General features: G+C 66.9%; 24 protein-coding genes. 4 read left to right on the forward strand and 20 right to left on the reverse strand.

Going from position 1 to position 22940, the window contains the following annotated elements:
• The first annotated feature begins 17 nt into the window (after positions 1-17).
• Positions 18-953: an EamA family transporter RarD gene (rarD, locus tag IEX88_RS07815; RefSeq protein WP_188850031.1), complete on the forward strand. Its 936-nt coding sequence runs from the start codon at positions 18-20 to the stop codon at positions 951-953.
• Positions 954-1007: 54 nt separating this feature from the next.
• Here the strand turns inward: rarD and IEX88_RS07820 are convergent, their stop codons facing one another.
• Both IEX88_RS07820 and IEX88_RS07825 read right to left on the reverse strand, forming a co-directional pair.
• Entirely contained in the window at positions 1008-2015 is a 1008-nt protein-coding gene (locus IEX88_RS07820) for a zinc-dependent alcohol dehydrogenase family protein (RefSeq protein WP_188850032.1), read from the reverse strand.
• 875 nt (positions 2016-2890) lie between these two features.
• Positions 2891-3859 (reverse strand): MBL fold metallo-hydrolase, encoded by a 969-nt coding sequence (locus IEX88_RS07825; RefSeq protein ID WP_188850033.1) that lies wholly within the window; start codon positions 3857-3859, stop codon positions 2891-2893.
• 232 nt (positions 3860-4091) lie between these two features.
• On the opposite strand from IEX88_RS07825, the gene IEX88_RS07830 reads away from it, so the two are divergent.
• Complete coding sequence (locus IEX88_RS07830; RefSeq protein ID WP_244639943.1) at positions 4092-4499, forward strand: winged helix-turn-helix transcriptional regulator; 408 nt, start codon at positions 4092-4094, stop codon at positions 4497-4499.
• A 567-nt stretch (positions 4500-5066) separates the two neighbouring features.
• Here the strand turns inward: IEX88_RS07830 and IEX88_RS07835 are convergent.
• The 12 genes from IEX88_RS07835 to IEX88_RS07890 all read right to left on the reverse strand — a co-directional run bounded on the left by IEX88_RS07835 (position 5067) and on the right by IEX88_RS07890 (position 15342).
• The gene (locus IEX88_RS07835; RefSeq protein WP_188850034.1) at positions 5067-5669 is read right to left on the reverse strand and encodes an LOG family protein; all 603 of its coding nucleotides are present in this window, start codon (positions 5667-5669) and stop codon (positions 5067-5069) included.
• Between the two features lie 81 nt (positions 5670-5750).
• Positions 5751-6491, reverse strand: a complete 741-nt coding sequence (locus IEX88_RS07840) for an ABC transporter ATP-binding protein (protein WP_188850323.1) — start codon at positions 6489-6491, stop codon at positions 5751-5753.
• A 100-nt stretch (positions 6492-6591) separates the two neighbouring features.
• The gene (locus tag IEX88_RS07845) at positions 6592-7386 is read right to left on the reverse strand and encodes an ABC transporter permease (RefSeq protein ID WP_188850035.1); all 795 of its coding nucleotides are present in this window, start codon (positions 7384-7386) and stop codon (positions 6592-6594) included.
• Between the two features lie 52 nt (positions 7387-7438).
• Positions 7439-8416, reverse strand: coding sequence for an ABC transporter substrate-binding protein (locus IEX88_RS07850; protein WP_188850036.1), 978 nt, complete (start codon positions 8414-8416; stop codon positions 7439-7441).
• 197 nt (positions 8417-8613) lie between these two features.
• A complete protein-coding gene (locus tag IEX88_RS07855) occupies positions 8614-9204 on the reverse strand; it encodes an energy-coupling factor transporter transmembrane component T family protein (protein WP_188850037.1) in 591 nt (196 codons plus the stop codon).
• Positions 9201-9875 carry an energy-coupling factor ABC transporter ATP-binding protein gene (locus IEX88_RS07860; protein WP_188850038.1) on the reverse strand — a complete coding sequence of 225 codons (675 nt, stop codon included), beginning with the start codon at positions 9873-9875 and terminating at the stop codon, positions 9201-9203. Before IEX88_RS07860 ends, IEX88_RS07855 begins: the two co-directional genes overlap by 4 nt.
• Before the next feature lie 19 nt (positions 9876-9894).
• On the reverse strand, positions 9895-10452 hold the full coding sequence (locus IEX88_RS07865; protein ID WP_188850039.1) for a biotin transporter BioY: 558 nt from the start codon (positions 10450-10452) through the stop codon (positions 9895-9897).
• A gap of 341 nt (positions 10453-10793) precedes the next feature.
• On the reverse strand, positions 10794-11024 hold the full coding sequence (locus IEX88_RS27180) for a type II toxin-antitoxin system VapC family toxin (RefSeq protein ID WP_308423835.1): 231 nt from the start codon (positions 11022-11024) through the stop codon (positions 10794-10796).
• Positions 11024-11275, reverse strand: a complete 252-nt coding sequence (locus tag IEX88_RS07875; protein WP_188850040.1) for a type II toxin-antitoxin system VapB family antitoxin — start codon at positions 11273-11275, stop codon at positions 11024-11026. Before IEX88_RS07875 ends, IEX88_RS27180 begins: the two co-directional genes overlap by 1 nt.
• 95 nt (positions 11276-11370) lie before the next feature.
• Positions 11371-12861 carry a glycerol kinase GlpK gene (gene glpK, locus IEX88_RS07880; RefSeq protein ID WP_188850041.1) on the reverse strand — a complete coding sequence of 497 codons (1491 nt, stop codon included), beginning with the start codon at positions 12859-12861 and terminating at the stop codon, positions 11371-11373.
• A 338-nt stretch (positions 12862-13199) separates the two neighbouring features.
• A complete protein-coding gene (locus tag IEX88_RS07885) occupies positions 13200-14939 on the reverse strand; it encodes an ABC transporter substrate-binding protein (RefSeq protein WP_188850042.1) in 1740 nt (579 codons plus the stop codon).
• A gap of 118 nt (positions 14940-15057) precedes the next feature.
• On the reverse strand, positions 15058-15342 hold the full coding sequence (locus tag IEX88_RS07890; protein WP_188850043.1) for a DUF2160 domain-containing protein: 285 nt from the start codon (positions 15340-15342) through the stop codon (positions 15058-15060).
• A gap of 65 nt (positions 15343-15407) precedes the next feature.
• Between IEX88_RS07890 and IEX88_RS07895 the strand changes: the two genes are divergently transcribed.
• A complete protein-coding gene (locus IEX88_RS07895) occupies positions 15408-15644 on the forward strand; it encodes a type II toxin-antitoxin system RelE family toxin (RefSeq protein WP_188850044.1) in 237 nt (78 codons plus the stop codon).
• Between the two features lie 144 nt (positions 15645-15788).
• Positions 15789-16010: a helix-turn-helix transcriptional regulator gene (locus IEX88_RS07900; RefSeq protein ID WP_188850045.1), complete on the forward strand. Its 222-nt coding sequence runs from the start codon at positions 15789-15791 to the stop codon at positions 16008-16010.
• Positions 16011-16027: 17 nt separating this feature from the next.
• On the opposite strand, the gene IEX88_RS07905 is transcribed toward IEX88_RS07900, so the two are convergent.
• The 6 genes from IEX88_RS07905 to IEX88_RS07930 form a co-directional block, all read right to left on the reverse strand.
• Complete coding sequence (locus IEX88_RS07905) at positions 16028-16840, reverse strand: carbohydrate ABC transporter permease (RefSeq protein WP_210319256.1); 813 nt, start codon at positions 16838-16840, stop codon at positions 16028-16030.
• 89 nt (positions 16841-16929) lie between these two features.
• Positions 16930-17817 (reverse strand): carbohydrate ABC transporter permease, encoded by an 888-nt coding sequence (locus IEX88_RS07910; RefSeq protein WP_188850046.1) that lies wholly within the window; start codon positions 17815-17817, stop codon positions 16930-16932.
• The gene (locus IEX88_RS07915) at positions 17814-18956 is read right to left on the reverse strand and encodes an ABC transporter ATP-binding protein (RefSeq protein WP_188850047.1); all 1143 of its coding nucleotides are present in this window, start codon (positions 18954-18956) and stop codon (positions 17814-17816) included. Before IEX88_RS07915 ends, IEX88_RS07910 begins: the two co-directional genes overlap by 4 nt.
• A gap of 10 nt (positions 18957-18966) precedes the next feature.
• A complete protein-coding gene (locus IEX88_RS07920) occupies positions 18967-20049 on the reverse strand; it encodes an ABC transporter ATP-binding protein (RefSeq protein WP_188850048.1) in 1083 nt (360 codons plus the stop codon).
• 52 nt (positions 20050-20101) lie between these two features.
• Entirely contained in the window at positions 20102-21619 is a 1518-nt protein-coding gene (gene glpD, locus IEX88_RS07925) for a glycerol-3-phosphate dehydrogenase (RefSeq protein ID WP_188850049.1), read from the reverse strand.
• Between the two features lie 416 nt (positions 21620-22035).
• Complete coding sequence (locus IEX88_RS07930) at positions 22036-22839, reverse strand: DeoR/GlpR family DNA-binding transcription regulator (RefSeq protein ID WP_188850050.1); 804 nt, start codon at positions 22837-22839, stop codon at positions 22036-22038.
• Between the last annotated feature and the right edge of the window lie 101 nt (positions 22840-22940).

Raw genomic sequence — 22940 nt, forward strand, 5'->3', positions numbered from 1 at the left:
TCCCGGGACGGCATTTCATGGCGGCAGAATCTTCCGAGCAGTCGCGCGGCTTCGTCTTCGCGACGTCGGCCTACCTGATCTGGGGGCTGATCCTGCCGGCCTTCATGAAGCTCCTCGGCAGCGTTCCGCCGCTGGAGATCGTGGCGCACCGGATCGTCTGGGCCGTGCCCTTTGCCGCCGCGATCCTCTGGTGGCTCGGGGGCCTCAGCAATCTCGGACCGATCTTCCGCTCGCCGCGCACGCTGCTGCTGGCGTCCGTCACCGCCTGCATCATCTCGCTGAACTGGGGCGTCTACGTCTACGCGATCGTCACCGACCGCACCCTGCACGCGGCGCTCGGCTACTACATCAACCCGCTGGTCAACGTGATGATGGGGGCGATCTTCCTCGGCGAGCGGCCGACGCGCTGGCAAAGCGTGGCGATCGCGCTGGCGGCGCTGGCGGTCGCCGTCTTGACCGTGCAGGCCGGCGGCCTGCCCTGGATATCGCTCGTCCTCGCCTTTTCCTTCGGCACTTACGGCTTGCTTCGCAAGATCCTGCCGATCGGCCCGACGGAAGGCTTTTTCGTCGAGGTCGTGCTCCTGTCGGTGCCGTGCCTCGCCTTCATCGCCTGGACGCTCGCCGAGGGCACCAGCCACTTCGCCGGCAATGCCGCCGAGGCCTGGCTTCTGGTCTGTGCCGGTCCGCTGACGGCGATCCCGCTGATCCTGTTTGCCGCCGGCGCCAAGCGGCTGGACTATTCGACCATCGGCATCCTGCAGTACATCGCGCCGACGGCGCTGTTCTTCACCGCCGTCTTCGCCTTCGGCGAGCCCTTCTCGCTCTGGCAGGGCGTCGCCTTCGGCCTGATCTGGGTGGCGGTCGCGATCTATGTCTGGTCGCTCGTCTCTGGCGCCCGGGCCCGCCGCCGGCAGCGCGCCATGACGGCGGCCGCGGAGACGTGCCCGAGCTGACGGCTCGCGGGACGGCGCTTCGTCAAAACACCGTCCCGCTTCAGCACGAGACTCCTACCAGGCGATGCCGATCTTGCCGAAATGGCTGGCGCCTTCCTCGTAGCGGAAGGCTTCCGCGAGCTCTTCGAGGCCGAAGCGGCGGTCGATGACGGGGCGGATGCCGGTCGCTTCCAGCGCGCGGACGAAATCCTGCTGCTCGCGCCGGCTGCCGACGATCAGGCCCTGCAGGCGCGCCTGCTTGCCCATCAGCGCCGCCGTCGGCACCTCGCCGGCACCGCCGGTGAGAACGCCGATCAGCGAGATGTGCCCGCCGACGCGCACCGCCTCGATCGACTGCGGCAAGGTGCCGGGGCCGCCGACCTCGACGACGTGGTCGACGCCGCGCCCGCCCGTCCACTCGACGATCGCTTTGCCCCAGGCCGGCTGCGTCCGGTAGTTCAGCGTGAAATCGGCGCCGAGCGTCTTGGCCCGCGCCAGCTTCTCGTCAGACGAGGAGGTGATGGCGACCGTGGCGCCAAAGGCCTTGGCGATCTGCAGCGCCCAGATCGAGACGCCGCCGGTGCCGAGCAGGAGCACGGTGTCGCCGGCTTTCAGCTTTCCGTCGGTCACGAGCGCCCGCCAGGCCGTCAGTCCAGCCGTGGTGATCGTCGCCGCCTCGACCGCGTCGTAGCCCTTCGGCGCATGGGTGAAGGCGGTGGCGGGCAGCACGACGGCTTCCTGCGCGAAACCGTCGATGCCGTCGCCGGGAGTCCGGGAAAAGTCGCCGATGGTCGGCGTGCCGTCCTGCCAGTCCGGGAAGAAGCAGGAGACGACGCTGTCGCCCGCCTTGAACTCGGTCACACCGTCGCCGACGCTTTCGACGACGCCGGCGCCGTCGGCCAGCAGCACGCGGCCATCGTCGGCCTTCATCCTTCCGGTGGCGACGCCGAGGTCATGGAAGTTCAAGGACGCGCCGTGCAGCGCGACGCGGATCTCGCCGGCGCCGGGCTGGCCGGGATCGGCGCGATCCTCGAGCACGATGTTGTCGAGTCCGGCGGGGGAGCGCAGGGCCATGGCTTTCATGGGGGATGCCTTTGATGTTGCGCGTCACGGGGGACGCATAGGGCGTCACATAGGGTCCCGGCCCCGCGATACGAGCGGCACGGGCCCTCGTGCGCGCCTTCGCCACGGTGACGCTGTGTCGTCAAAAACGGGCTCTATCCTTGGCGGGGGCTGTGCGGTGGTGGGCTCGCTGGCCTGAACGGCGGCCTTGCCGGCCGGGCGTAGGCTGGGGCAGGGCGCCATCCCGGCCCGAGGTCGGGATGGCTAGCCCTATGGCGTCGCGCGGGCTCGTTCCGCGAAGCGCAGCATCCTGACCCGAATCGACTTCTCAATCGCTTCGGCATGGGTTGTCGGGTCAAGCCCGACAATGACGACGGGAGGGAGGGCGGTGCACGCCCGACGAGGGCATGCCCACATGCCACGTCATCGCCGAGGCCTTGGCCTGGGGATCTCTCGTGTTCGCCGTCGTGCGCCTTGACCTTTCCAGGGCTCGTCGTCTCTGGCGATGGTGTTTAGGGTGACGCGCATTCTGGCAGGCACAAGCGCCTCGGCATGGGGACTGGGTCAAGCCTGGAATGACCAATGTCGTAGGGTGGCAGAAGATGTCACCGCCTGCCGAACGCAAAGCACTGTCCTTTCCGAGTAGTCATCCCGGACTTGATCCGGGACCCATGCCAAATCGCTGAACGTAGTCGAGGACGGGGGACATTCCCGATCCTGCCCAATGGGGCAGTGGTCGCGCCTCGGCATGGGTCCCGGGTCAAGCCCGGGATGACTAATCTTAGATGGGGCAGGAAGCTACAATGCCTGCTGAGCAAGAAGCACTGTCCCTTCCGCATCGTCATCCTCGGGGCCTTGGCCCCGGGGATCCATGCCAAGACGCTCGAAACGTCAGCCTATTCGATGGCGTAGGTCCAGGCCGCCGGCTCGAAGTCGTAGCCCTCGCCCTCGGCGAGCTTGCGCACATGGCCGATGCCGGGGAAGCTGATGTGCATGCCGGCGATGCGGGTGCGGTCGCGGGCGACCTCTTCGAGGATGCGCTTTCGGGTCGCGATGGCCAGGGGGCCGTCGACGTCGAAGGCGATGCCGACATCGGGCTTGGCCATCTGGACGGGGCCGACATGGACGATGTCGCCCCAGATGAACAGCGCGTCCTCGCCCTCGCCGACGACGAAGCCGCAATGGCCCGGCGTGTGGCCGAAGAGCTCGCGCGAGCGAATGCCGGGCACCACCTCGGCCTCGCCCGAAAACGTCTTCACCCGGTCGCCATAGGCGGCGAGCGCCGCCTGCGCCATGTCGAAGCCCGACTTGAACGCGTCGGGCGCCGCCGCCTTCTTCTCGGCGCTGGTGAAGTGGGCGACGTCCTCGGCGTGCACGTGGAGCTCGGCCTTGGCAAAGGCCGCCTTGCCGTCCGAGAGGAGGCCGCCGATGTGGTCGACATGCAGATGCGTCAGGAGGATCGCGTCGATGTCGTCAGGGGAAACACCCGCCGCGTCGAGGCCCGCGGACAGCCTTCCGAGGTCGGGCGTGTAGCCGGCGCCGCCGGTGTCGACGAGGATGTTCCGCCCGTCCACGGAGACGAGGTAGGTGTTGACCCCCGTCGTCACCGGCGAGGCTTCGATAAATTCCTGCGCGAGGATGGTGTTGGCGGCCTCCGGCGTGATGTTCGAGAGATAGGCGACGTCGATCTGGAGAAACCCGTCGGAGATGGCGGTCACGACCGCCTTGCCGGCGGTCGTGCGCTGCAGGGCGACGACCTGGGCGGGACTGCCGGCGGTCGCCTGGGCGGAGGCCGGCAGGACCGACAGCTTCAGGGCGATCGGGGCGATGGCCGCGCCGATGAGCAGGTGGCGACGAGTGGTCATGGATGGGGTGCTCCTGTGTGGCGGGGCCGGCTCTTGCCGTCCCGTGATGGATGTCGGCGGGAAGGGCAGACGGCGGACGGTGGGGCAGGACGATCCGGCCTCGCCGGTCTCGCCGGCCCGGGGTGCCGAGGCAGCCAACGATGCTCCGGGTACGAGATCATGCTACGTCTCCCTCTGTCCGATCCAGTCCTGACCTAGGCGGTTTCGGCCGCTGGCATAAGGAGGCACAATCTTGTCCGATACGCACATGGATGTTCGTCCGGTGGCCGCGCTGCGCCCCTGCGGCGCCGCCGATCACCAGGATTGCGGCCTTCGCCTCGTGCTCGGCCGCCTGGGCGAACGCTGGACGGTCACCGCGCTGGCGGAGCTCTCACCCGGCCCCCGCCGCTATTCGGAGCTCGAACGCGCTTTGGAGGGCATTTCGCAGCGCATGATGACGCTCACTTTGCGCCGCCTGGAGCGGGACGGCCACGTCCTGCGCCATGTCGAAGCGAGTGTTCCGCCGAGCGTGACCTACGAACTGACCGACCTCGGCCACGCCTTCGCCGCCCAGGTCGCCGCGCTGGTGGCCTGGAGCCGGCAGCATGGCCCGCAGGTCGAGGCGGCGCAGAAGCGTTTTGACGGGCGGACGGCGGGATGATGGTGGCGGGGGGAGATTGCCAGCCTGAACCCATGGGTCGATTTTAGCCATCCCGGCATGAATCCCCGCGTTTCGCGCAAGGAGGATGACACCAAAGAGAGCTGTTCGCAGGGACAAGCGCCACGGGATGAATCCTGCGTCAGCTTGGCAATGACGAATGCTAAGGGGTGGCAGAAGATGTCACCGCTTGCCGAACGCAAAGCACTGTCCTTGCCGAATCGTCATCCCGGACTTGATCCGGGACCCATTCCAAATCGCTGAACAGGCTCGAGGACGGTGGACCTTCCCGTCCTGACCCGGTCTGGCGGTGGCAGCGCCTCGGCATGGGTCCCGGGTCAAGCCCGGGATGACTAAACTTAAAGGGTCGCAGAAGGCTTCATTGCCTGCAAAGCGCGAAGCACTGTTCCTTCCGAATAGTCATCCCGGACTTGATCCGGGATCCATGCCGGGACGTCAGGCAAAGGCAGGTCGGTTGACCGGCGTATATCGAAACGGAGACGTCATTGCGTAGGGCATGGCCGTCTGTCGTGCCCGCGAGGGGCACGGAACCGAGGCAATCCGGGCCCGCTACAGTCTCTCGATCACCGCCGCCTCGCCCTCGGCATTCACGGGCGCCTTGCGCATCAGGGTCGGGATGACGTCCTCGGCGCGGTCGATGACGAGCGGGCGGACCTGGTGGGCGGTGTGGATGTAGCCCTCGTCGCGCATGTGGTCGAGCAGGCTGGAGAGCGGGTCCCAGAAGCCGCCGACATTGGCGATGGCGATCGGCTTCTTGTGCCGGCCGAGCTGGCTCCAGGTCATGATCTCGATCAGCTCCTCCAGCGTGCCGATGCCGCCGGGGAGAGCCACGAAGGCGTCGGAGCGCTCGAACATGATGTGCTTGCGCTCGTGCATGTCCTCGGTGACGATCAGCTCGTCGAGCCGCTGCAACTCGCTCTCGGTCGCCTCCATGTCGATCAGGAAGCGCGGGATGACGCCGGTGACCTTGCCGCCGGCGGCGATCACCGCGTCGGACACGGCGCCCATGATGCCGCGCGTGCCGCCGCCATAGATGAGGCGCAGGCCGGCGCGGCCGATGGCGGTGCCGAGCACCTCGGCGGCCTGGAGATGGGCGGGATCGCGGCCGGGTGAGGAACCGCAATAGACACAGATGGATCGAATCAAGCTCATTTTGCCAAAGTCGGATGCGGCGGTGTCTGGGTCAAGGGACATCCTGCGCGGCAGCCATGCGTCGGCGCGGTGGAACCTCTTTCAGATGACCCCGGGATAGAGCGCGCCGACTTCCGCCACCGTCCGCTCCTGCCAGAACGCATCGCGCTCCGCGCGGGGTGTCGGCAGATCGTAGACGCCGCGCAGCCGCGCCGGGCGCTCGGTGAGGAAGACGATGCGGTCGGCGAGCTCCACCGCTTCGCGCAGGTTGTGGGTGACCATCACCGCCGTCGTCGGGCGGGCGGACCAGACGTCGAGGAGGAGGGCGCGCAGCCGCGCCGCCGTCTCCTCGTCAAGCGAGACGAAGGGCTCGTCGAGGAGGAGGAGGGCGGGGCGGATCGCGACGGCGCGGGCGAGCGCGACGCGGCGGGCAAGGCCGAGCGACAGCTCGCCGGGAAAACGCCTGGTCATATCGGCGAGGCCAAGCGTCTCGAACAGCGGGCCGAGATCGTCGGCGCGGCGCTCGGGCGGCAAAGCAAGGCGCACATTCGTCTCCACGTCGCGCCAGGGCAGAAGCCGCGGTTCCTGGAACACGGCGGCGATCCGCCCCTCGGGATCGGCGCGCCGGATATGGCCGGAGAAGTCGCTGTCGAGGCCGAGGATGATGCGCAGCGCCGTCGTCTTGCCGCAGCCGGACGGGCCGATGAGGGCGGTGAAGCTGCCTGCCGCAGCGGTGAAAGCGAGGTCGGCGATGGCCAGCACGTCCGTCCCGTCGGCCGAGACGAAGCGTTTTTCCGCGATGTGGACGTCGAGGCTGGCGGGCGGGGCCGGTGAAGACGGCATCGGCGGGGCTGATCCCCTTTCGGAAAGTGGATCGGCGTTCGGCCCGGTGCCCGTCGTCGCGGCGGAGGACGGCGGGACGGTGGCGGAAAAATCGGTCATCTCAACTCTTTCCGCGCCAGCGTGTCGCGCGCGCTTCCAGCGGCTGCACGATGAGGAGCTCGACGAGCAGCATCACCGCGACGAAGGCGAGCGTGTAGGCGAGGATGGCGGCGACGTTGGAGAGGGAGAAATAGGTGGCGATCTGGAAACCGACGCCGCTCGACAGGCCGAACAGTTCGACGACGAGGGCGATCTTCCAGATCAGCGACAGGCCGGAGCGCGTCGCGGCGGCGACATAGGGTTGCAGCTGCGGCAGGATGACGTGGACGAGACGGTCGCGGCGGGAGAAGCGATAGACTTTCGCCATCTCGGCCAGTTGCCGGTCCAGCGCCTGCGCGCCCTCGCGGATGGTGACGACGACGTTCGGGATCTTGTTGATGGCGATGGCGAGGATCGCCGCCGTCTCGTTGGTGCCGATCCAGATGAACAGGAGAAAGATCACCACCAGCGCCGGCAGGTTGAGGAAGAGGATCACCCAGGGATTGAAGAAGCGGTTGGCGGTGCGGCTGAGGCCGAGCGCCAGACCGATCGCAGAGCCGATCGTCATGGCGACGACGAAGGAGGCGGCGACGCGCATCAGCGTCATCGCCAGATGGAAGGGCAGCTCGCCGGTGCGGGCGTCGCGCCAGAAGGCGGCCGCCACGGCGGCGGGCGTCGGCAGCAGGCGCGACTGGGCGAGGCCGGCCGCGACCCACCAGAGCGCCAGCAGCGCCAGCATCGAGGCGGTGGTCACCGCCGCGGGGCTGATGCGTCGGGACGGAGCGCGTTGCACGTCGCACCCGGCCCGGCGGGGCATCGCGGGCGTCTCTCGCTCGATCGACGATGGCAGGGAGGGTCTCACGACGCCGTCAGGAGCCATTCTTCAGCCCGGACCAGTAGGTGCCGGGATCCAGCGTCTTGCCGGGGCCGACCAGCTTCTCGCCGGCAAGCCCTTCCAGCACCTGGTAGAGTTTTGCCGCGTCCTTCTCCTCCTCGACCACGTCACGGGCCGGAATGCCCTCGCGATAGCGGTCGCGCATCACTGCCAGCGTCGCCGCATCGCCGGCATTCACCAGCGGCTCCAGCGCGTCCCATTCGGCGTCCGAGGCCTTTAGAAGCTGCTTGGTCTCCTTAGACGCCGCGATGAAGCCGCTGGCCGCATCGGCGTGCTCTTTCGCCCAGGCTTCGTCGAAGACATAGCCGATGGTCGCCACCGGCCCGCTTGCGCCAAAAGCTTTGGCCGCCTCTTCGCCCGAGACGAGGCGACGAAAGCCTTCGGCTTCGAGGCGGGCGGCGTAGTTCCAGAAGATCAGCACGGCGTCGAGCTCGCCGCTGCGCGCCTTTTCCGCCAGAAGCGGCGGCGCGCCGTAGATGATCCGGGCGTCGTTCGAGAGATCGGTTTGGGCGTCGCGCAGGGCCAGCGCCTGGATCAGCAGCCAGTTCTTGTCGAGCGGGCCGCCGGCGACGCCGAGCGTCTTGCCGCTCAGATCGGCGAACGACTGGATCGGGCTGTCGCCGGGCACCATGATCGCGCCGACCGAGGTGGAATAGGGCGCGAAGACGTAAGAGCCGCCCTCGGCGCGCTGGCGCGAGACCCAGAGCCAATCGGTGACGATCATGTCGACGCTGCCGCCCTGGAGCGCGATGCCGGTGGCGTCCTCGCCGGCGAAGGGGATGATCTCGACGTCGACGCCGTGTTTCGCGTCGATGCCGTGACGCTTCATCGCGTCGAGTTCCCAGTTCACCGTGCCGAATTTCAGCACGCCGACGCGGACGGTCTCGGCGGCGAGCGCCGGAGCACTCCACAGCACTGCGGTGGCGACCAGCGCCTTCAATACCGATCTCATGGCGTCCTCCCGATCAGCGCGACGGAGATCCCCATCGCTCTGTTCTTCATTCCCGCGCGATCCGGCGGCCTCGGCGGCCTCTCGGTATCGCGCGCACTGACGGCGCCCGAAAAAAGCATAGCACCATCCGCTTTGCCGCCGCGATCCTGTTTCGGGCAAAACTTCCCGTCGGCCGGCTCTCGGTTGGCGACGCAGGGTCACGACCTGGCGTCGATCGCCTCGGCCACCTCGTCGGCGAGCTTCAGCGTGCGCACCACCACCGGCACGGCGAGGGCAAACAGGCTGACGCCGCGCCCACGCGCCGCCTGCGCCTCGCGGACCTCGGAAAGCACGGTCTGGATCACCGGCACGAAGCGGATGACGAGGGAGATCGCGAGGCTGCACTTGGCCGCATCGACCCCGGCGAAGGCGAAAAGCGAGAAGCCTTTCTCCAGCGCGGCGATCATGTCGGCGCTGCGCGTCGTCAGCGTCACCAGAGCGGCAGCGAGGATGAGGGCGAGGAAACGCAGCACGGCGAGCACCGCCAGCGGCAGGCCGGCGATCCAGAGCTGGGCCAGGAAGATGAAGACGAGCACGAAGGCGACGGGCCGGAGCTGCCGGAGCATAACGGCGGGCGGGATTTTGGCGACGGCGTAGAGGGCGAGGACCAGCGCCAGGCCGAGAGCGCTGGGGACGAGCCCGGGGAGGGTGAAGAGCAGCGTGCCGAGGATCGGCAGCGCTAGGAGTTTCACCCCCGGCCGCAGCCGGTGCAGGGGGCTGTCGCGGTCGACATAGAGCGCGGCGATCATCGGCAGAGGTCGAGATACGAGGCGATGGCCTCGGCGGGCGGAGCATCGCAGTGCAGGCGGCCGGCCTCGAAGACCAGCACCCGGTCGAAACCGGCGAGGAGGCTAAGATCGTGCGTCACCATCAGCACCTGGCCGTCGAAGGCTTCGATCGCCGTGGCGATGCGGCGCGTGTTGCTGAGGTCGAGCAGCGTCGTCGGCTCGTCGAGGACGAGGACGTCCGGCTGCATCACCATGACGCCGGCCAGCGCCACCAGCTGCCGCTCGCCGCCCGAAAGCTCGTGGATCAGCTGGTTCTCGCTGCCGGCGAGGCCCTGGCGCTCCAGCACCTCGGCGATCCGCCCCGCAATCTCGGGTTTTGACAGGCCCCGGCCCTTGAGCCCGAAGGCCAGGTCCTCGCCGACGCTGGGATAGACGATCTGGCTGTCGGGATTCTGGAAGACGAAGCCGACTTTGCGCCGCACCGCCTTTCCGTCCTTCGCGGTATCGAGGCCGTCGACGGCGACCGTTCCCGTGGTCGGCAGAAGCAGGCCGTTGAGGAGGCGCGCGAACGTGCTCTTGCCCGAGCCATTGGCGCCGATGACACCGATGCGGCGCTCGGCGAGCCGAAGGTCGATGTCCGAGAGCACGGGACGGCCATTGCGGGAGACGCCGACGCCGGAAAGCGTGATCATGGCGGCGACGGAGGCCGGCTCAGGCGTTCCGGGCGCGGGTGATCAGCGGATAGGCCTGGCGCACGGTGACCATCACGAGCGCCGCCATGCCGGCCTTGATGAGATCGCCGGGGACGAAGGCGACGGCGGAGGCGAGGAAGGCGGCGCCGAGATCCATGCCGGACATCGCCGCGAACCAGGGAACGCCGATGCCGTAGACGACGCCGATGCCGCCGACGAGCGCGAAGGCGAAGGCCGTTACGAAGGAGAGGCGGTGCCAGAAGCGCTCGGTCAAAAAGCCGATGACGACGGCGGACACCACCCAGCCGTAGATGAAGCCCGACCACGGCCCGACCAGCGCGCCGATGCCGCCGCGCCCGCCCGACAGAAGCGGCAGGCCGACGGCGACGAGAAGGACGAAGAGCAGCATCGACAGCCCGCCGCGCCGGGCGCCGAGAATGCCGCCGGCCAGCATCGGCCCCATCGACTGCGCCGTAATCGGCACGCCGATCGCCGGAATCATCAGCGGCGGAAACACGCCGAGCACCGCCATCAGGGCCGCAAACAGCGCGATGTGGACGATATCCCTGGTGCTCATGGTCTGGTCTCCCGGCGTCCCGGCAACCTCGACGGAGGCGCTGCGACAATGCCGGCATCGTGAACCGCATTGCGCGGCAAAGGTCAATCGGGCTGCCAATCCCGCCTTGCGCGCCAAGGGCGAAGGACAGCCAGCGAAGGCCGGCGATGGGATCGAAGGCGGCAGCCCATCGCCTGCTACGCGGCCTCGATGTCCGTGCGCGCAAAATCCCCGCCCTTGAATAGCAGCGGCAGGCGAAAATGCCGGGCGCAGGCATAGGCGAAACAGTCGCCAAAATTCAGCGCCGCGGGATGCCGTCCCTTGCCGAAGCGCTCGAAGGCTTCGATCGCGAAGCCTGCGGCCTAGGGCGGGATGGCGATGACCTCGATGCCGAGCTTCGCCGCGACATCGCCGACCGACATTGCCGCCTCGGTGGGGTTTATCCTCAAAATGGGCGAGATCGCGACCGCTGTTTCCCAGACCGCCATGGCGGACGTGATGGATTTCGAGGTTCGTTCGATCCGAGTCGCCAGCGGAACCGCATCAGGCTCCGCTGCCATGATGGCGCAGAGAGCGGATGCATCAACGAACATCAGTCGTCTTCATAGAGACTGTCGATCCAAGCCTTGTCGGCGACCTGCCCCGTGGGAGGATGCTTTGCATGAAGGGCGCGGACCACCTCGAGCGCCTCCCGCACGCGCCGCGACATCTCATCCGGAGCCTGGATGCTATCCAGCTCTTTCTGCAGTGCCTGCCGCACGGCTTCGGTCGTGCTGACGCCTTTAATTGCTGCGAGACGGTCGGCCAACGCGCCGACCTGTGGATCCTCGACGTGGAGTGCCATGCTCCTATCCCCTCAAGGGTGGAATATCCGAGAGTAAGGGAGGGGCAATCCCGCCGTCAATGACGGCCGGTAATCTCCCTCGGCGCTCTGACGGGCTAGTTCCGCGTCAGCGTCCGCTTCACCGCATCGCTCCAGCCGCTGAGCTTGCGGCCGCGCGTGACCGCGTCCATGGCCGGCTCGAAGCGCTTTTCCAGGCGCCAGCGGTCGGAGAAGCCATCCATGCCGGGCCAGACGCCGGCCTTGTGGCCGGCGAGCCAGGCGGCGCCGAGGGCGGTGGTTTCCAGCACCACGGGACGGTCGACCGGGGCGGCGAGGAGATCGGCGAGGCGCTGCAGGGTCCAGTCCGAGGCGACCATGCCGCCATCGACGCGCAGCACCGTGTCGCCATTGGCCGTCCAGTCCCGGCGCATGGCGTCGAGGAGGTCCGCGGTCTGGTAGCAGACGGCTTCGAGCGCGGCGCGGGCGATCTCGTTCGGGCCGGTGCTGCGGGTGAGGCCGAACATCGCGCCGCGCGCCTCGGCATCCCACCAGGGCGCGCCAAGGCCGGTGAAGGCGGGAACGAGATAGACGTCCTGCGCATCGTCCGCCTCCGCCGCCATCGGCCCCGAACGGTCGGCGCGGTCCATCAGCTTCAGCCCGTCGCGCAGCCATTGCACGCTGGCGCCGGCCATGAAGATCGAGCCTTCCAGTGCGTAGGTGGTGACTCCGTCGAGGCGGTAGGCGATGGTCGTCAGCAGCCGGTTCGTCGAGGCGACCTTTTCGGTGCCGGTGTTCAAGACGGCAAAGCAGCCGGTGCCATAGGTGGATTTCAGCATGCCCGGGCGAAAGCAGGCCTGGCCGACGGTGGCGGCATGCTGGTCGCCGGCCATGCCGAGGATCGGGATGGAAACGCCGAACAGGCCGGGATCGGTCATGCCGAAATCGGCGGCGCAGTCGCGCACGTCCGGCAGCACGGCCGAGGGAATGCCGAGGAGTTTCAGGAGATCCTCGTCCCAGCAATTGGCGGAGATGTCGAACAGCATGGTGCGGCTGGCGTTCGTCGCATCCGTCGCGTGCACCTTGCCGCCGGTGAGGCGCCAGAGCAGAAACGTGTCGACGGTGCCGAAGGCGAGCTTTCCGGCCTCTGCCCGGGCGCGCGCGCCCTCGACGTTGTCGAGCAGCCAGCGCAGCTTGGTGCCGGAAAAATAGGGGTCGATGATGAGGCCGGTCTTGTCGGTGACCATCGCCTCGGCCCCGTCGGCGACGAGGTTCCGGCAGAATTCGGCGGTTCGCCGGTCCTGCCAGACGATGGCGTTGTGCACGGCCTTGCCGGTGCCGCGGTCCCAGAGCAGCGTCGTCTCGCGCTGGTTGGTGATGCCGATGGCGGCGATGTCGGCGGCCGAGAGCGAGGCATCGGCGAGCGCCGTGCGGATCGTCGCCAGCACCGAGGCCCAGATGTCCTCCGGATCGTGCTCCACCCAGCCGGAGCGCGGAAAGTGCTGGACGAACTCCTGCTGGCCGACACCGACGATGCGGAAGGCGTCGTCGAAGACGATGGCGCGGGTCGAGGTGGTGCCCTGGTCGATGGCGAGGACGTAGCCGGACATGGGGGAATCCTTGCAGGACATGAGAATGACGCGGCGGATGGGGGCGTGGCACCCAAAGCTGTTGCCGTTGCAACGAAATGGCGGCTTTGGCCGCTTTCAATGCGAGTGCCGACCTCCGATCATAGTCATTCTCGGGCTTGACCCGAGAACCCATGCCGAAGCGCTGAACGTGGTCCATTCGGTGCAGAAAGGGTCATTCTGACCTGGATTGGCGGCTGACAGGTTACGGCATGGGTTCTCGGGTCAAGCCCGAGAATGACTATTCGGAGACGTTGGTACGGATGTTTTTGAGTGAAAGAGGCCGGGGCTCTCGCCTCGGCCTCTAGCAGCGCTTTGCCTTACTTCGCCGGAGCGGCGTCGGCCCAGCTCTTGACCAGCTCGTCATAGTTGACGGTGATCGGCTTTTCCTTTTCGTTCTCGACCTTGGGCTGCGGAGCGAGGGTGCCGTTCGCCTTGGCCTGCTCGACCCAGTATTCCATGTCCTTTTCTTCGTTCATCTTCGGGCCGATGTCGCCCTGGATGCCGGCGCGCTCGAGACGCTCCATGACCTTCTCCTGCTCGGCGCAGAGGGAGTCCATGGCTTCCTGCGGGGTCTTCTCGCCCGAGGCCGCGTCACCGATCGCCTGCCACCAGAGCTGGGCGAGCTTCGGATAGTCCGGAACGTTGGTGCCGGTCGGCGACCACTGCACGCGGGCCGGCGAGCGGTAGAACTCGACGAGGCCGCCGAGCTTCGGCGCGCGCTCGGTGAAGCTCTTGTCGCGGATCGAGGATTCGCGCACGAAGGTGAGGCCGACATGGCTCTTCTTCACGTCGACGGTCTTCGACGAGACGAACTGGGCGTAGAGCCAGGCCGCCTGGGCGCGGTCGACCGGGGTCGACTTCATCAGCGTCCAGGAACCGACGTCCTGGTAGCCGAGCTTCATGCCGTCCTTCCAGTAGACGCCGTGCGGCGAGGGGGCCATGCGCCATTTCGGGTTGCCCTCGGCATCGACGACCGGCAGGCCTTCCTTGACCATGTCGGCGGTGAAGGCGGTGTACCAGAAGATCTGCTGGGCGATCTCGCCCTGCGCCGGGACGGGGCCGGATTCCGAGAAGGTCATGCCCTGGGCGGCCGGTGGCGCGTAGGCCTTCATCCAGTCGAGATATTTCTGGATGGAGTAGACCGCGGCCGGTCCGTTGGTGTCGCCGCCGCGGGCGACGCAGGAGCCGACGGGCTGGCTCTGCTCGTTGACGCGGATGCCCCATTCGTCGACCGGCACGCCGTTCGGAATGCCCTTGTCGCCATTGCCGGCCATCGACAGCCAGGCATCGGTGAAGCGCCAGCCGAGCGACGGGTCCTTCTTGCCGTAGTCCATGTGGCCGAAGACCTTCTTGCCGTCGATCTCGCGGCCGGTGAAGAATTCGGCGATGTCCTCATAGGCCGACCAGTTGACGGGAACGCCGAGGTCGTAGCCGTACTTGGCCTTGAAATCGGCCTTGTTCTTCTCGTCGTTGAACCAGTCGTAGCGGAACCAATAGAGGTTGGCGAACTGCTGGTCGGGCAGCTGGTAGAGCTGCTTGTCCGGGGCGGTGGTGAAGGAGGTGCCGATATAGTCGGCGAGGTCGAGGTCCGGATTGGTGACGGCCTTGCCTTCCCCGGCCATCCATTCGGTCAGGTTGCGCGCCTGCTGGTAGCGCCAGTGCGTACCGATCAGATCGGAATCGTTGATGTAGGCGTCGTAGATGTTCTCGCCCGACTGCATCTGCGTCTGCAGCTTCTCGACGACGTCGCCTTCGCCGATCAGGTCGTGCGTGATCTTGATGCCGGTGATGGCGGTGAAGGCGGGCGCGAGCACCTTGGACTCGTATTCATGCGTGGCGATCGTCTCTGAGACGACCTTGATGTCCATGCCGGCGAAGGGCTTGGCGGCATCGATGAACCACTGCAGCTCCTTCTCCTGAGCGGCGCGGTCGAGCGTCGAAAGATCCTTGATCTCGGTGTCGAGGAACGACTTGGCGGCGTCCATGTCGGCAAAGGCGGGGCCGGCGCCGAGCGTCAGCGCCAGCGCGGCGGCCGAGAGCATCCATTGCTTCTTCATCAAAATCTCCTCCCAGAGAGACGGATGGCCGGTCGATGAGTGAGGCGCGCTGGCGTCGACCGGCCGAGGTCGCGCGCGCCGTATCCCGCCTCCGTCGGGAGGCGAAAGAGAAGCGCCTCTAGACGAGGCGGAAAACCAGAACGGCATAGCCGAAGCAGACGACGAGCGCCCACCACAACGAGATCTCGCTGAGGCCGAGGAAGCCGAGGCAGATGAAGGCGGAACCCAAGAGCGACAGGAACAGCCGGTCGCCGCGCGTCGTCTCGAAGCGCAATATCCCGTAGCGCGGGTTGCCGCCGGGCGAGGCGTATTCCCAGACGCCCATCAAGGCGATCAGCGCGAAGATGGCGATGAAGAAGATCGCGGTTGGCCAGGTCCAGGCCATCCAGGTGAGGTCGATCATCTGGTGCTCCTTGCACGGATATCCGCTTTGAGGTATTTTATTCTAGCGCTAAAGCGGATTTTATGATGCAGCTCATTATTCATCCGAATGCCGAAAAGGTTCTGAGTCGGCTGCCTGTGCGAGATAGTGAGGCCATCAAGGCAAAGCTGCAGATCTACGCGGACACAGGGCATGGTGACGTCAAAAAGCTGTCCGGCCGCGATGAATATCGAATGAGAATAGGTGTCTGGCGCGCGCTGTTCGTCGTGCAGGGAAACATGATCGTCCTTCGCGTCGCCCACCGACGCGAAGTCTATCGGTGAGGTGTCAAAATGAACGAAGCGGTAAACCTCAAAGGCGAGAGCATGATCGTCATGACTCGTGCGGAGTATGAAGACCTGATTGAGGATTCCGGCGATATCGCTCTCATTCGTCAGGCCGAAATTGATTACCCTGACGCCCCGTGCATGCTGAGCGACCTGGCGAGCGCGGTCTGGGCGGGCGAACTTCACCCGCTCGCCGCCTGGCGCAAGTCCGTCGGCCTGACGCAGGCGGAACTCGCCGCCGCGGCGGGCCTTCGTCCGGCGACGGTCAGCGACATCGAGAGCCGCAAGATCGACCCGCGGCTGTCGACGCTGAAGGCGCTGGCGAAGGCCCTGAAGCTCGGCATCGAGGACATCGTCGACTGAGGTCATGAGGGCTGGCATCACACCCTCCCCAGGGCGAAGCCCTTGGCGATGTAGTTGCGCACGAACCAGATGACGATGGCGCCGGGGATGATGGTCAGGACGCCCGCGGCGGCGAGGACGCCCCAGTCCATGCCCGAGGCCGAGACCGTGCGCGTCATGATCGCGGCGATCGGCTTAGCGTCGGTCACCGTCAGGGTGCGGGCGATCAGGAGCTCGACCCAGGAGAACATGAAGCAGAAGAAGGCGGCGACGCCGATGCCCGACGCGATCAGCGGCGTGAAGATCTTGAAGAAGAAGCGCGGGAAGGAATAGCCATCGATATAGGCGGTCTCGTCGATCTCCTTCGGCACGCCCGACATGAAGCCTTCGAGAATCCAGACCGCCAGCGGCACGTTGAACAGGCAGTGGGCGAGCGCCACCGCGATGTGCGTGTCGATCAGCCCGAAGGCCGAATAGAGCTGGAAGAAGGGCAGGGCGAAGACCGCCGGCGGCGCCATGCGGTTGGTCAGGAGCCAGAAGAACAGGTGCTTGTCGCCGAGAAAGCGGTAGCGCGAGAAGGCGTAGGCGGCGGGCAGGGCGACCGCCACCGAGATCACCATGTTCATCACGACGTAGATGATCGAGTTGATGTAACCGTTGTACCAGGACGGATCGGTGAAGATCACGCGATAGTTGGCGAGCGTCGGCTCGGCCGGGAACAGCGTGAACTGGTTGACGATCTCCGTGTTGGTCTTGAAGCTCATGTTGACCAGCCAGTAGATCGGCAACAACAGGAACAGGATGTAGACGATCGGGATCAGCGCCTTCGGCTTGAAGTGGCCGGACTTCATCCGGCTGCGCATGGCGATGGCGGTCTCGGAATGGGCGGCCGGCGGAATGCCGTCGGCGGCCTGGCGCGGGAGGGTCGGGGCGGTGTGGCTCATTCGACCGGCTCCTTCACGGCGCGGTCGCGGCCGGCGTTTTCCATCACGGTGTAGAAGACCCAGGACATCAGGAGGATGATCAGGAAGTAGATCAGGCTCATGGCCGCCGCCGGACCGAGGTCGAACTGGCCGACGGCCATTTTGACGAGATCGATCGACAGGAAGGTCGTCGAGTTGCCGGGGCCGCCGCCGGTGACGACGAAGGGTTCGGTGTAGATCATGAAGGAGTCCATGAAGCGCAGCAGCACGGCGATCAGGAGCACGCGGCCCATCTTCGGCAGCTGGATGTAGCGGAACACGGCCCAGCGCGAGGCGCCGTCGATCTTGGCGGCCTGGTAGTAGGCGTCGGGGATCGAGACGAGGCCGGCATAGCAGAGGAGGACGACGAGGCTCGTCCAGTGCCAGACGTCCATGACGATCAGCGTCACCCAGGCGTCGAAACTGTTCTGGACGTAGTTGTAGGGAATGCCGAGCCAGGCGACGAAGTGGCCGAGCAGGCCGATGTCGGTGCGCCCGAACACCTGCCAGATCGTGCCGACGACGTTCCACGGGATGAGCAGCGGCAGCGCCATCAGGACGAGGCAGACCGGCACCCAGATGCCCTTCTTCGGCATGGCCAGGGCGACGAGGATACCCAGCGGTATCTCGATGGCGAGGATGATGGCCGAGAAGATCAGGTTGCGACCGAGCGCGGCGTGGAAGCGCGGCGACTGCAGCGTGTCGACGAACCAGCTGGTGCCGTTCCAGAAGAACTCGTTGCGCCCGAACGTGTCCTGGACGGAGTAGTTGACCACGGTCATCAGTGGGATGACGGCGGAGAAGGCGACGAGGACCAGCACCGGCAGGACGAAGAACCAGGCCTTGTTGTCGAAGGTCTTGTTCATGCCGCTCTCCCCCCGGTCGAACTGCCGGCTCGATCGCCGGCGCGGTTGCTGGTCGGCGTCGGTCCGGATCGGTCGACCAGCCAGGAATCAGCGTAGAGATTCAGCGCCGAGGGGTCGAAGACGACGTCGGCCTCCGCCGGCAGTCCCTCACCTTCTCCCACGATCGCAACCAGTTTCTGGCCGTTGAAGTCGGCGCGCACGATGCGCTCCGAGCCGATGTCCTCGACCCGCGTGACGGTGACGGGCATGCCCTGGCCGCGCGGCACGAGGCGGACGAATTCGGGGCGAATGCCGAGCTCGGTCTTGGCCGCCCCCTTCGTCGGACGGGCGCCGCCCGGGATGGCGATGCGCGTGCCGGAGACGAGGGCGTCCGTGCCCTCGACGGCGCAGGTGAGGACGTTCATGCCGGGCGAGCCGATGAAATAGCCGACGAAGGTGTGCTTCGGCCGCTCGAACAGCTCTTCCGGCGTGCCGATCTGGACGACCTCGCCGTCATACATCACCACCACCTTGTCGGCGAAGGTCAGTGCCTCGGTCTGGTCGTGCGTGACATAGACCATGGTCATGCGGAACTGCCGGTGCAGTTCCTTCAGCTGCGAGCGCAGCTGCCACTTCATGTGCGGGTCGATGACGGTCAGCGGCTCGTCGAAGAGGATGGCGTTGACGTCCGAGCGCACGAGCCCGCGGCCGAGCGAGATTTTCTGCTTCTCGTCGGCGGTCAGCCCTTGCGCACGCCGGTCCGCCTTTTCGGCGAGGCCGATGCGCTGGAGCATGTCAGTGACGCGGCGGTCGATCTCGCTCTTCGGCACTTTGCGGTTCTTCAGGGGGAAGGCGAGGTTTTCGCGCACCGTCATGGTGTCGTAGACGACGGGGAACTGGAACACCTGGGCGATGTTGCGCGCCTCGGGCGACAGCAGCGTCACGTCCCGGTCGCCGAAGCGCACATGGCCTTCGGACGGGGTCAGGAGGCCGGAGATGATGTTGAGGAGGGTGGTCTTGCCGCAGCCGGAGGGGCCGAGCAGCGCATAGGCGCCGCCGTCCTCGAATTCGTGGTCGACCTCGCGCAGGGCGTAGTTGCCCGAGCGGGCGAGATCGGCGGAATAGGCGTGGCGGATATGGTCGAGGCGGATGCGGGCCATGGCTCTCTCCTCAGGCCGCAAGGGCGGTGGGGGCGGCAACGGCGCGCCCGGCAGCATCGAAGAGCATCATGTCATCCGGCCGGAAATCGAGCGCGATCGGATCGCCCGTCGCGACGCGGTGGATGCCGGGCAACACGGCGACGAGGCGGGTGCCCTGCCAGTCCGCATGCACGTAGGTCACCGAGCCCGTCACTTCCGACAGCTCCACCCGGGCCGAAAGCCGCGCCCCTTCGGAAAAGGCGCCGCCGACCGAGAGATGATGCGGGCGCAGGCCCACCTGGTAGGAACCGTCGGCCAGGAAGGCGTAGCGCGCGGGTACGGTCACGCCGAGTTGGCCGCTGCCGGAAAACACCGCGCCGCGCTTGGTCAAGGTGAGGATGTTCAGCGGCGGGTCGGAGAAGGTCCTGGCCGTCACGAGATCGGCCGGCCGGCGATAGACCTCGGGCGTCGCGCCGAACTGCGTCACCCGGCCTTCCGACAGCGTCGCGGTGTTGCCGCCCAGAAGCAGCGCCTCGGTCGGCTCGGTCGTGGCGTAGACGAAGACCGCGCCGGTCTCGGCGAAGAGCCGCGGCAGTTCCTCGCGCAGTTCTTCGCGCAGCTTGTAGTCGAGATTGGCGAGTGGCTCGTCGAGGAGCACGAGCTCGGCGTTCTTGACCAGCGCACGGGCGAGTGCGGTGCGCTGCTGCTGGCCGCCGGAAAGCGTCAGCGGCGTGCGCTGGAGATAGGGGCCGAGCTTCATCAGCGCCGCCGCCTTGGCGACCGCCGCCTCGATCTCGGCCTTCGACTTGCCGGCGACGCGCAGCGGCGAGGCGATGTTCTCGTAGACGGTCATGGCGGGGTAGTTGATGAACTGCTGGTAGACCATGGCGACGTTGCGGCGGCGCACGGGCACGCCCGTCACGTCCTTGCCGTCCATCAGGATGCGCCCCGAGGTCGGACGGTCGAGCCCGGCCATCAGCCGCATCAAGGTGGTCTTGCCGGCGAGCGTCGGGCCGAGCAGAACGTTCAGGGAGCCGCGCTCGAGGCGCAGCGAAATCCCCGACAGTTGCGTCTCGGCTCCGACCTTGCGGCCGACATCGATCAGTTCCAGCATGCACCCTCCCAGGTCGCGGCCCTGCGTTCGGGGAAGCCCCCCGGTCGCGGTATCAGGCGGCCGCCGTCCTTTGCGTCAGTCTATAAGTTTCCATGTAGCCCGCCAGATCTTCCGCTGCGGCAGGCGAAAAACGCAGGCCGAGCTTCGAGCGGCGCCACAGCACGTCCTCGGCCGTGACCGCCCATTCCCGGGACATCATCCAGTCGACCTCGGCGGCGAACAGGCCATGGCCGAAATCGCGGCCGAGCCCCTGCCGTCCCGCTCTCGGCTGCACGATCTCCAGCGCCTCGAGCCCGTAGGAGCGGACCAGCCGGCGCACGCTGCGCGCATCGAGCGCACCGGCAGCCGTGCGCACTTGGCGCTCCAGCGCGTCGACGCCGTCGAGGGGAAAACCGCCGCCGGGCAAAGGCTGCGTGCCCGTCCACGGCTGGCCGCGCGGACCCAGCCGGTCGGCGATCTTCTCCAGCACTTCCTCCGCCAGTTTGCGGTAGGTGGTGATCTTGCCGCCGAAGGCGTTGAGGACGGGCGCCTCGCCCGTCTCGCCCTCGACCTTGAGAACGTAGTCGCGCGTCGCTTCCTGCGCCTTGGAGGCGCCGTCGTCATAGAGCGGCCGCACGCCGGAGAAGCTCCAGACGATGTCGGTCGCCGTCACCGGCTTTTCGAAATACTCGCTCGCCGCCTTCAGGAGGTAGTCGGTCTCGGCCGGGGTGATCCTGGCCTCGCCGGGCTCGCCGTCGAAGTCGCGGTCGGTCGTGCCGATCAGCGTGTAGTCGTCCTCGTAGGGGATGGCGAAGATGATGCGGTTGTCGGCGTTCTGGAAGATGTAGGCGCGGTCGTGCTCGTAGAGTTTTCGCGTGACGATGTGCGAGCCCTGGACGAGGCGGATGTGGTGCGCCTCGTTGCGGCCCATGGCCTGCTGGAGGATGCGGTCGACCCAGGGGCCGGCGACGTTGACGAGGAAGTCGGCGGTGACGGTTTCCGCCGCGCCGCCATCCCTCGCGCTGAGCGTCACGTGCCACTTGTCGCCCTCGCGCCGGGCGCCGGTGACCTTGGTGCGCACCTTGATCTCGGCGCCGCGGAGGGCGGCGTCGCGGGCGTTCAGCACCACCAGGCGGGCGTCGTCGACGCGGGCGTCGGAATATTCGAAGCCCTTGGAAAAGCCAGTCTTCAGCGGCGCGCCGAGCGGCCCGCTGGAGAGATCGACCGTGGTCGTCGCCTTCAGCGCCTTGCGGCCGCCGAGATGGTCGTAGAGGAACAGGCCGAGGCGCAGCAGCCAGGCCGGGCGCAGGCCCTTGTGGTGCGGCAGCACGAAGCGCAGCGGCCGGATGATGTGCGGCGCGATGCGCCAGAGCACCTCTCGCTCCATCAAGGACTCGCGCACGAGCCGGAACTCGTAATGCTCGAGATAGCGCAGGCCGCCATGGACAAGCTTCGTCGACCAGGACGAGGTGCCGGACGCCAGGTCGTTCATCTCGGCCAGCCCGACCGAATAGCCGCGGCCGACCGCGTCGCGGGCGATGCCGCAGCCATTGATGCCGCCGCCGATGATGAAGATGTCGAAATGCTTCATGTTCCACCCTTTTCGCATTGCAGCATCTAACGTGCGCTTGCGAAACTCCGGGCAGGATCAGCGAAAGGGAAACGAAAGTCAATCGAAAATACGGGTGAAGGGTCGGTGCTTCTTCGATGCTACCTCTGTGAATTTCGACGCAGGCGCTTTGGTGTGGCGCTCCGGTTTGGTGCAATGGTGAGGTCCGCTCCCTCTCAGGATTAGTCATCCCGGCCTTGAGCCGGGACCCATGCCAAATCGCCGAACGAAATCGAGAGCGGCGGACCTTCCCACCTGAACCGATTTGGCAGCGACGAGCGCCTCGGCATGGGTCCCGGGTCAAGCCCGGGATGACTAGTTCTGGAAACCTGGTTCGGTGCCGACCGATAATGCTGCCGATGCCAACCCGCCGGCGAAATCGCCTAAATAAGACGGAATTATTCGGCGTCTGCCGCGCTTTCCCGCCGCGCCTCGACCTTCTCCCCCAGCGCCTCGACCAGCGCCACGTTCGCCTCGGCGCAGATTCGCGCGATGCCCGGTAGGGGGCAGACGTCGGTGACGAAGGACGAGATCTGGCTGAGATGGCCGATGCGCACCGGCGCGCTGCGCTCGAACTTGGTGGCGTCGGCGGCGAGGATCACCTGGCGGGCATTGGCCATGATCGCCTGGGCGACGCGCACCTCGCGGTAGTCGTAGTCGAGGAGCGAGCCGTCGGGATCGATGGCGGAGACGCCGATGACGGCGAAGTCGACGCGGAACTGGCGGATGAAGTCGACCGCCGCCTCGCCGACGATGCCGCCGTCCGAGCGCCGCACGACACCGCCGGCGATGATCACCTCGATCTCGGGATAGGGCCGCAGGATGGTGGCGACGTTGATGTTGTTGGTGATCACCATCAGCCCGGCATGGCGCAAGAGCGCCTGCGCCACGGCCTCGGTGGTGGTGCCGATGTTGATGAACAGCGAGGCGCGGTCGGGGATGAGGTCGGCGACGGCGCGGCCGATCGCCGCCTTCTCCGTCGCCGCGATCGACCGCCGCGCGTCGTAGCCGACATTCTCGACGCCGGACGAGATTACCGCCCCGCCATGGACGCGGGCGAGAAGCCGCTGGTCGCAGAGCTCGTTCAGGTCCTTGCGGATGGTCTGGACCGAGACGTCGTAGCGCTGCGACAGCTCCTCGACCTGCACGCGGCCGAGCCGCTTGGCGACTTCGAGAATCTGCAGCTGGCGATCGGAGAGCATGGGGAGGCCTGGATGCGAGGAAGTCGCCCTGTCTAAAGCGAAACCTGGAAAAGGGAAAGCGAAAGCGCACTGCAGCAGTTTCGCCCGCAATGCGAAAGTGC

The organism is Aureimonas glaciei (genome assembly GCF_014643375.1).
Classification (GTDB): domain Bacteria; phylum Pseudomonadota; class Alphaproteobacteria; order Rhizobiales; family Rhizobiaceae; genus Plantimonas; species Plantimonas glaciei.

Excerpts from the sequence above, each read along its gene's own strand:
- rarD (WP_188850031.1), top strand. The coding sequence starts at position 18 with ATGGCGGCAGAATCTTCCGAGCAGTCGCGCGGCTTCGTCTTCGCGACG.
- IEX88_RS07820 (WP_188850032.1), bottom strand. The coding sequence starts at position 2,015 with ATGAAAGCCATGGCCCTGCGCTCCCCCGCCGGACTCGACAACATCGTG.
- IEX88_RS07825 (WP_188850033.1), bottom strand. The coding sequence starts at position 3,859 with ATGACCACTCGTCGCCACCTGCTCATCGGCGCGGCCATCGCCCCGATC.
- IEX88_RS07835 (WP_188850034.1), bottom strand. The coding sequence starts at position 5,669 with ATGAGCTTGATTCGATCCATCTGTGTCTATTGCGGTTCCTCACCCGGC.
- IEX88_RS07840 (WP_188850323.1), bottom strand. The coding sequence starts at position 6,491 with ATGCCGTCTTCACCGGCCCCGCCCGCCAGCCTCGACGTCCACATCGCG.
- IEX88_RS07845 (WP_188850035.1), bottom strand. The coding sequence starts at position 7,386 with ATGCCCCGCCGGGCCGGGTGCGACGTGCAACGCGCTCCGTCCCGACGC.
- IEX88_RS07850 (WP_188850036.1), bottom strand. The coding sequence starts at position 8,416 with ATGAGATCGGTATTGAAGGCGCTGGTCGCCACCGCAGTGCTGTGGAGT.
- IEX88_RS07855 (WP_188850037.1), bottom strand. The coding sequence starts at position 9,204 with ATGATCGCCGCGCTCTATGTCGACCGCGACAGCCCCCTGCACCGGCTG.
- IEX88_RS07860 (WP_188850038.1), bottom strand. The coding sequence starts at position 9,875 with ATGATCACGCTTTCCGGCGTCGGCGTCTCCCGCAATGGCCGTCCCGTG.
- IEX88_RS07865 (WP_188850039.1), bottom strand. The coding sequence starts at position 10,452 with ATGAGCACCAGGGATATCGTCCACATCGCGCTGTTTGCGGCCCTGATG.
- IEX88_RS27180 (WP_308423835.1), bottom strand. The coding sequence starts at position 11,024 with ATGTTCGTTGATGCATCCGCTCTCTGCGCCATCATGGCAGCGGAGCCT.
- IEX88_RS07875 (WP_188850040.1), bottom strand. The coding sequence starts at position 11,275 with ATGGCACTCCACGTCGAGGATCCACAGGTCGGCGCGTTGGCCGACCGT.
- glpK (WP_188850041.1), bottom strand. The coding sequence starts at position 12,861 with ATGTCCGGCTACGTCCTCGCCATCGACCAGGGCACCACCTCGACCCGC.
- IEX88_RS07885 (WP_188850042.1), bottom strand. The coding sequence starts at position 14,939 with ATGAAGAAGCAATGGATGCTCTCGGCCGCCGCGCTGGCGCTGACGCTC.
- IEX88_RS07890 (WP_188850043.1), bottom strand. The coding sequence starts at position 15,342 with ATGATCGACCTCACCTGGATGGCCTGGACCTGGCCAACCGCGATCTTC.
- IEX88_RS07895 (WP_188850044.1), top strand. The coding sequence starts at position 15,408 with ATGCAGCTCATTATTCATCCGAATGCCGAAAAGGTTCTGAGTCGGCTG.
- IEX88_RS07900 (WP_188850045.1), top strand. The coding sequence starts at position 15,789 with ATGCTGAGCGACCTGGCGAGCGCGGTCTGGGCGGGCGAACTTCACCCG.
- IEX88_RS07905 (WP_210319256.1), bottom strand. The coding sequence starts at position 16,840 with ATGAAGTCCGGCCACTTCAAGCCGAAGGCGCTGATCCCGATCGTCTAC.
- IEX88_RS07910 (WP_188850046.1), bottom strand. The coding sequence starts at position 17,817 with ATGAACAAGACCTTCGACAACAAGGCCTGGTTCTTCGTCCTGCCGGTG.
- IEX88_RS07915 (WP_188850047.1), bottom strand. The coding sequence starts at position 18,956 with ATGGCCCGCATCCGCCTCGACCATATCCGCCACGCCTATTCCGCCGAT.
- IEX88_RS07920 (WP_188850048.1), bottom strand. The coding sequence starts at position 20,049 with ATGCTGGAACTGATCGATGTCGGCCGCAAGGTCGGAGCCGAGACGCAA.
- glpD (WP_188850049.1), bottom strand. The coding sequence starts at position 21,619 with ATGAAGCATTTCGACATCTTCATCATCGGCGGCGGCATCAATGGCTGC.
- IEX88_RS07930 (WP_188850050.1), bottom strand. The coding sequence starts at position 22,839 with ATGCTCTCCGATCGCCAGCTGCAGATTCTCGAAGTCGCCAAGCGGCTC.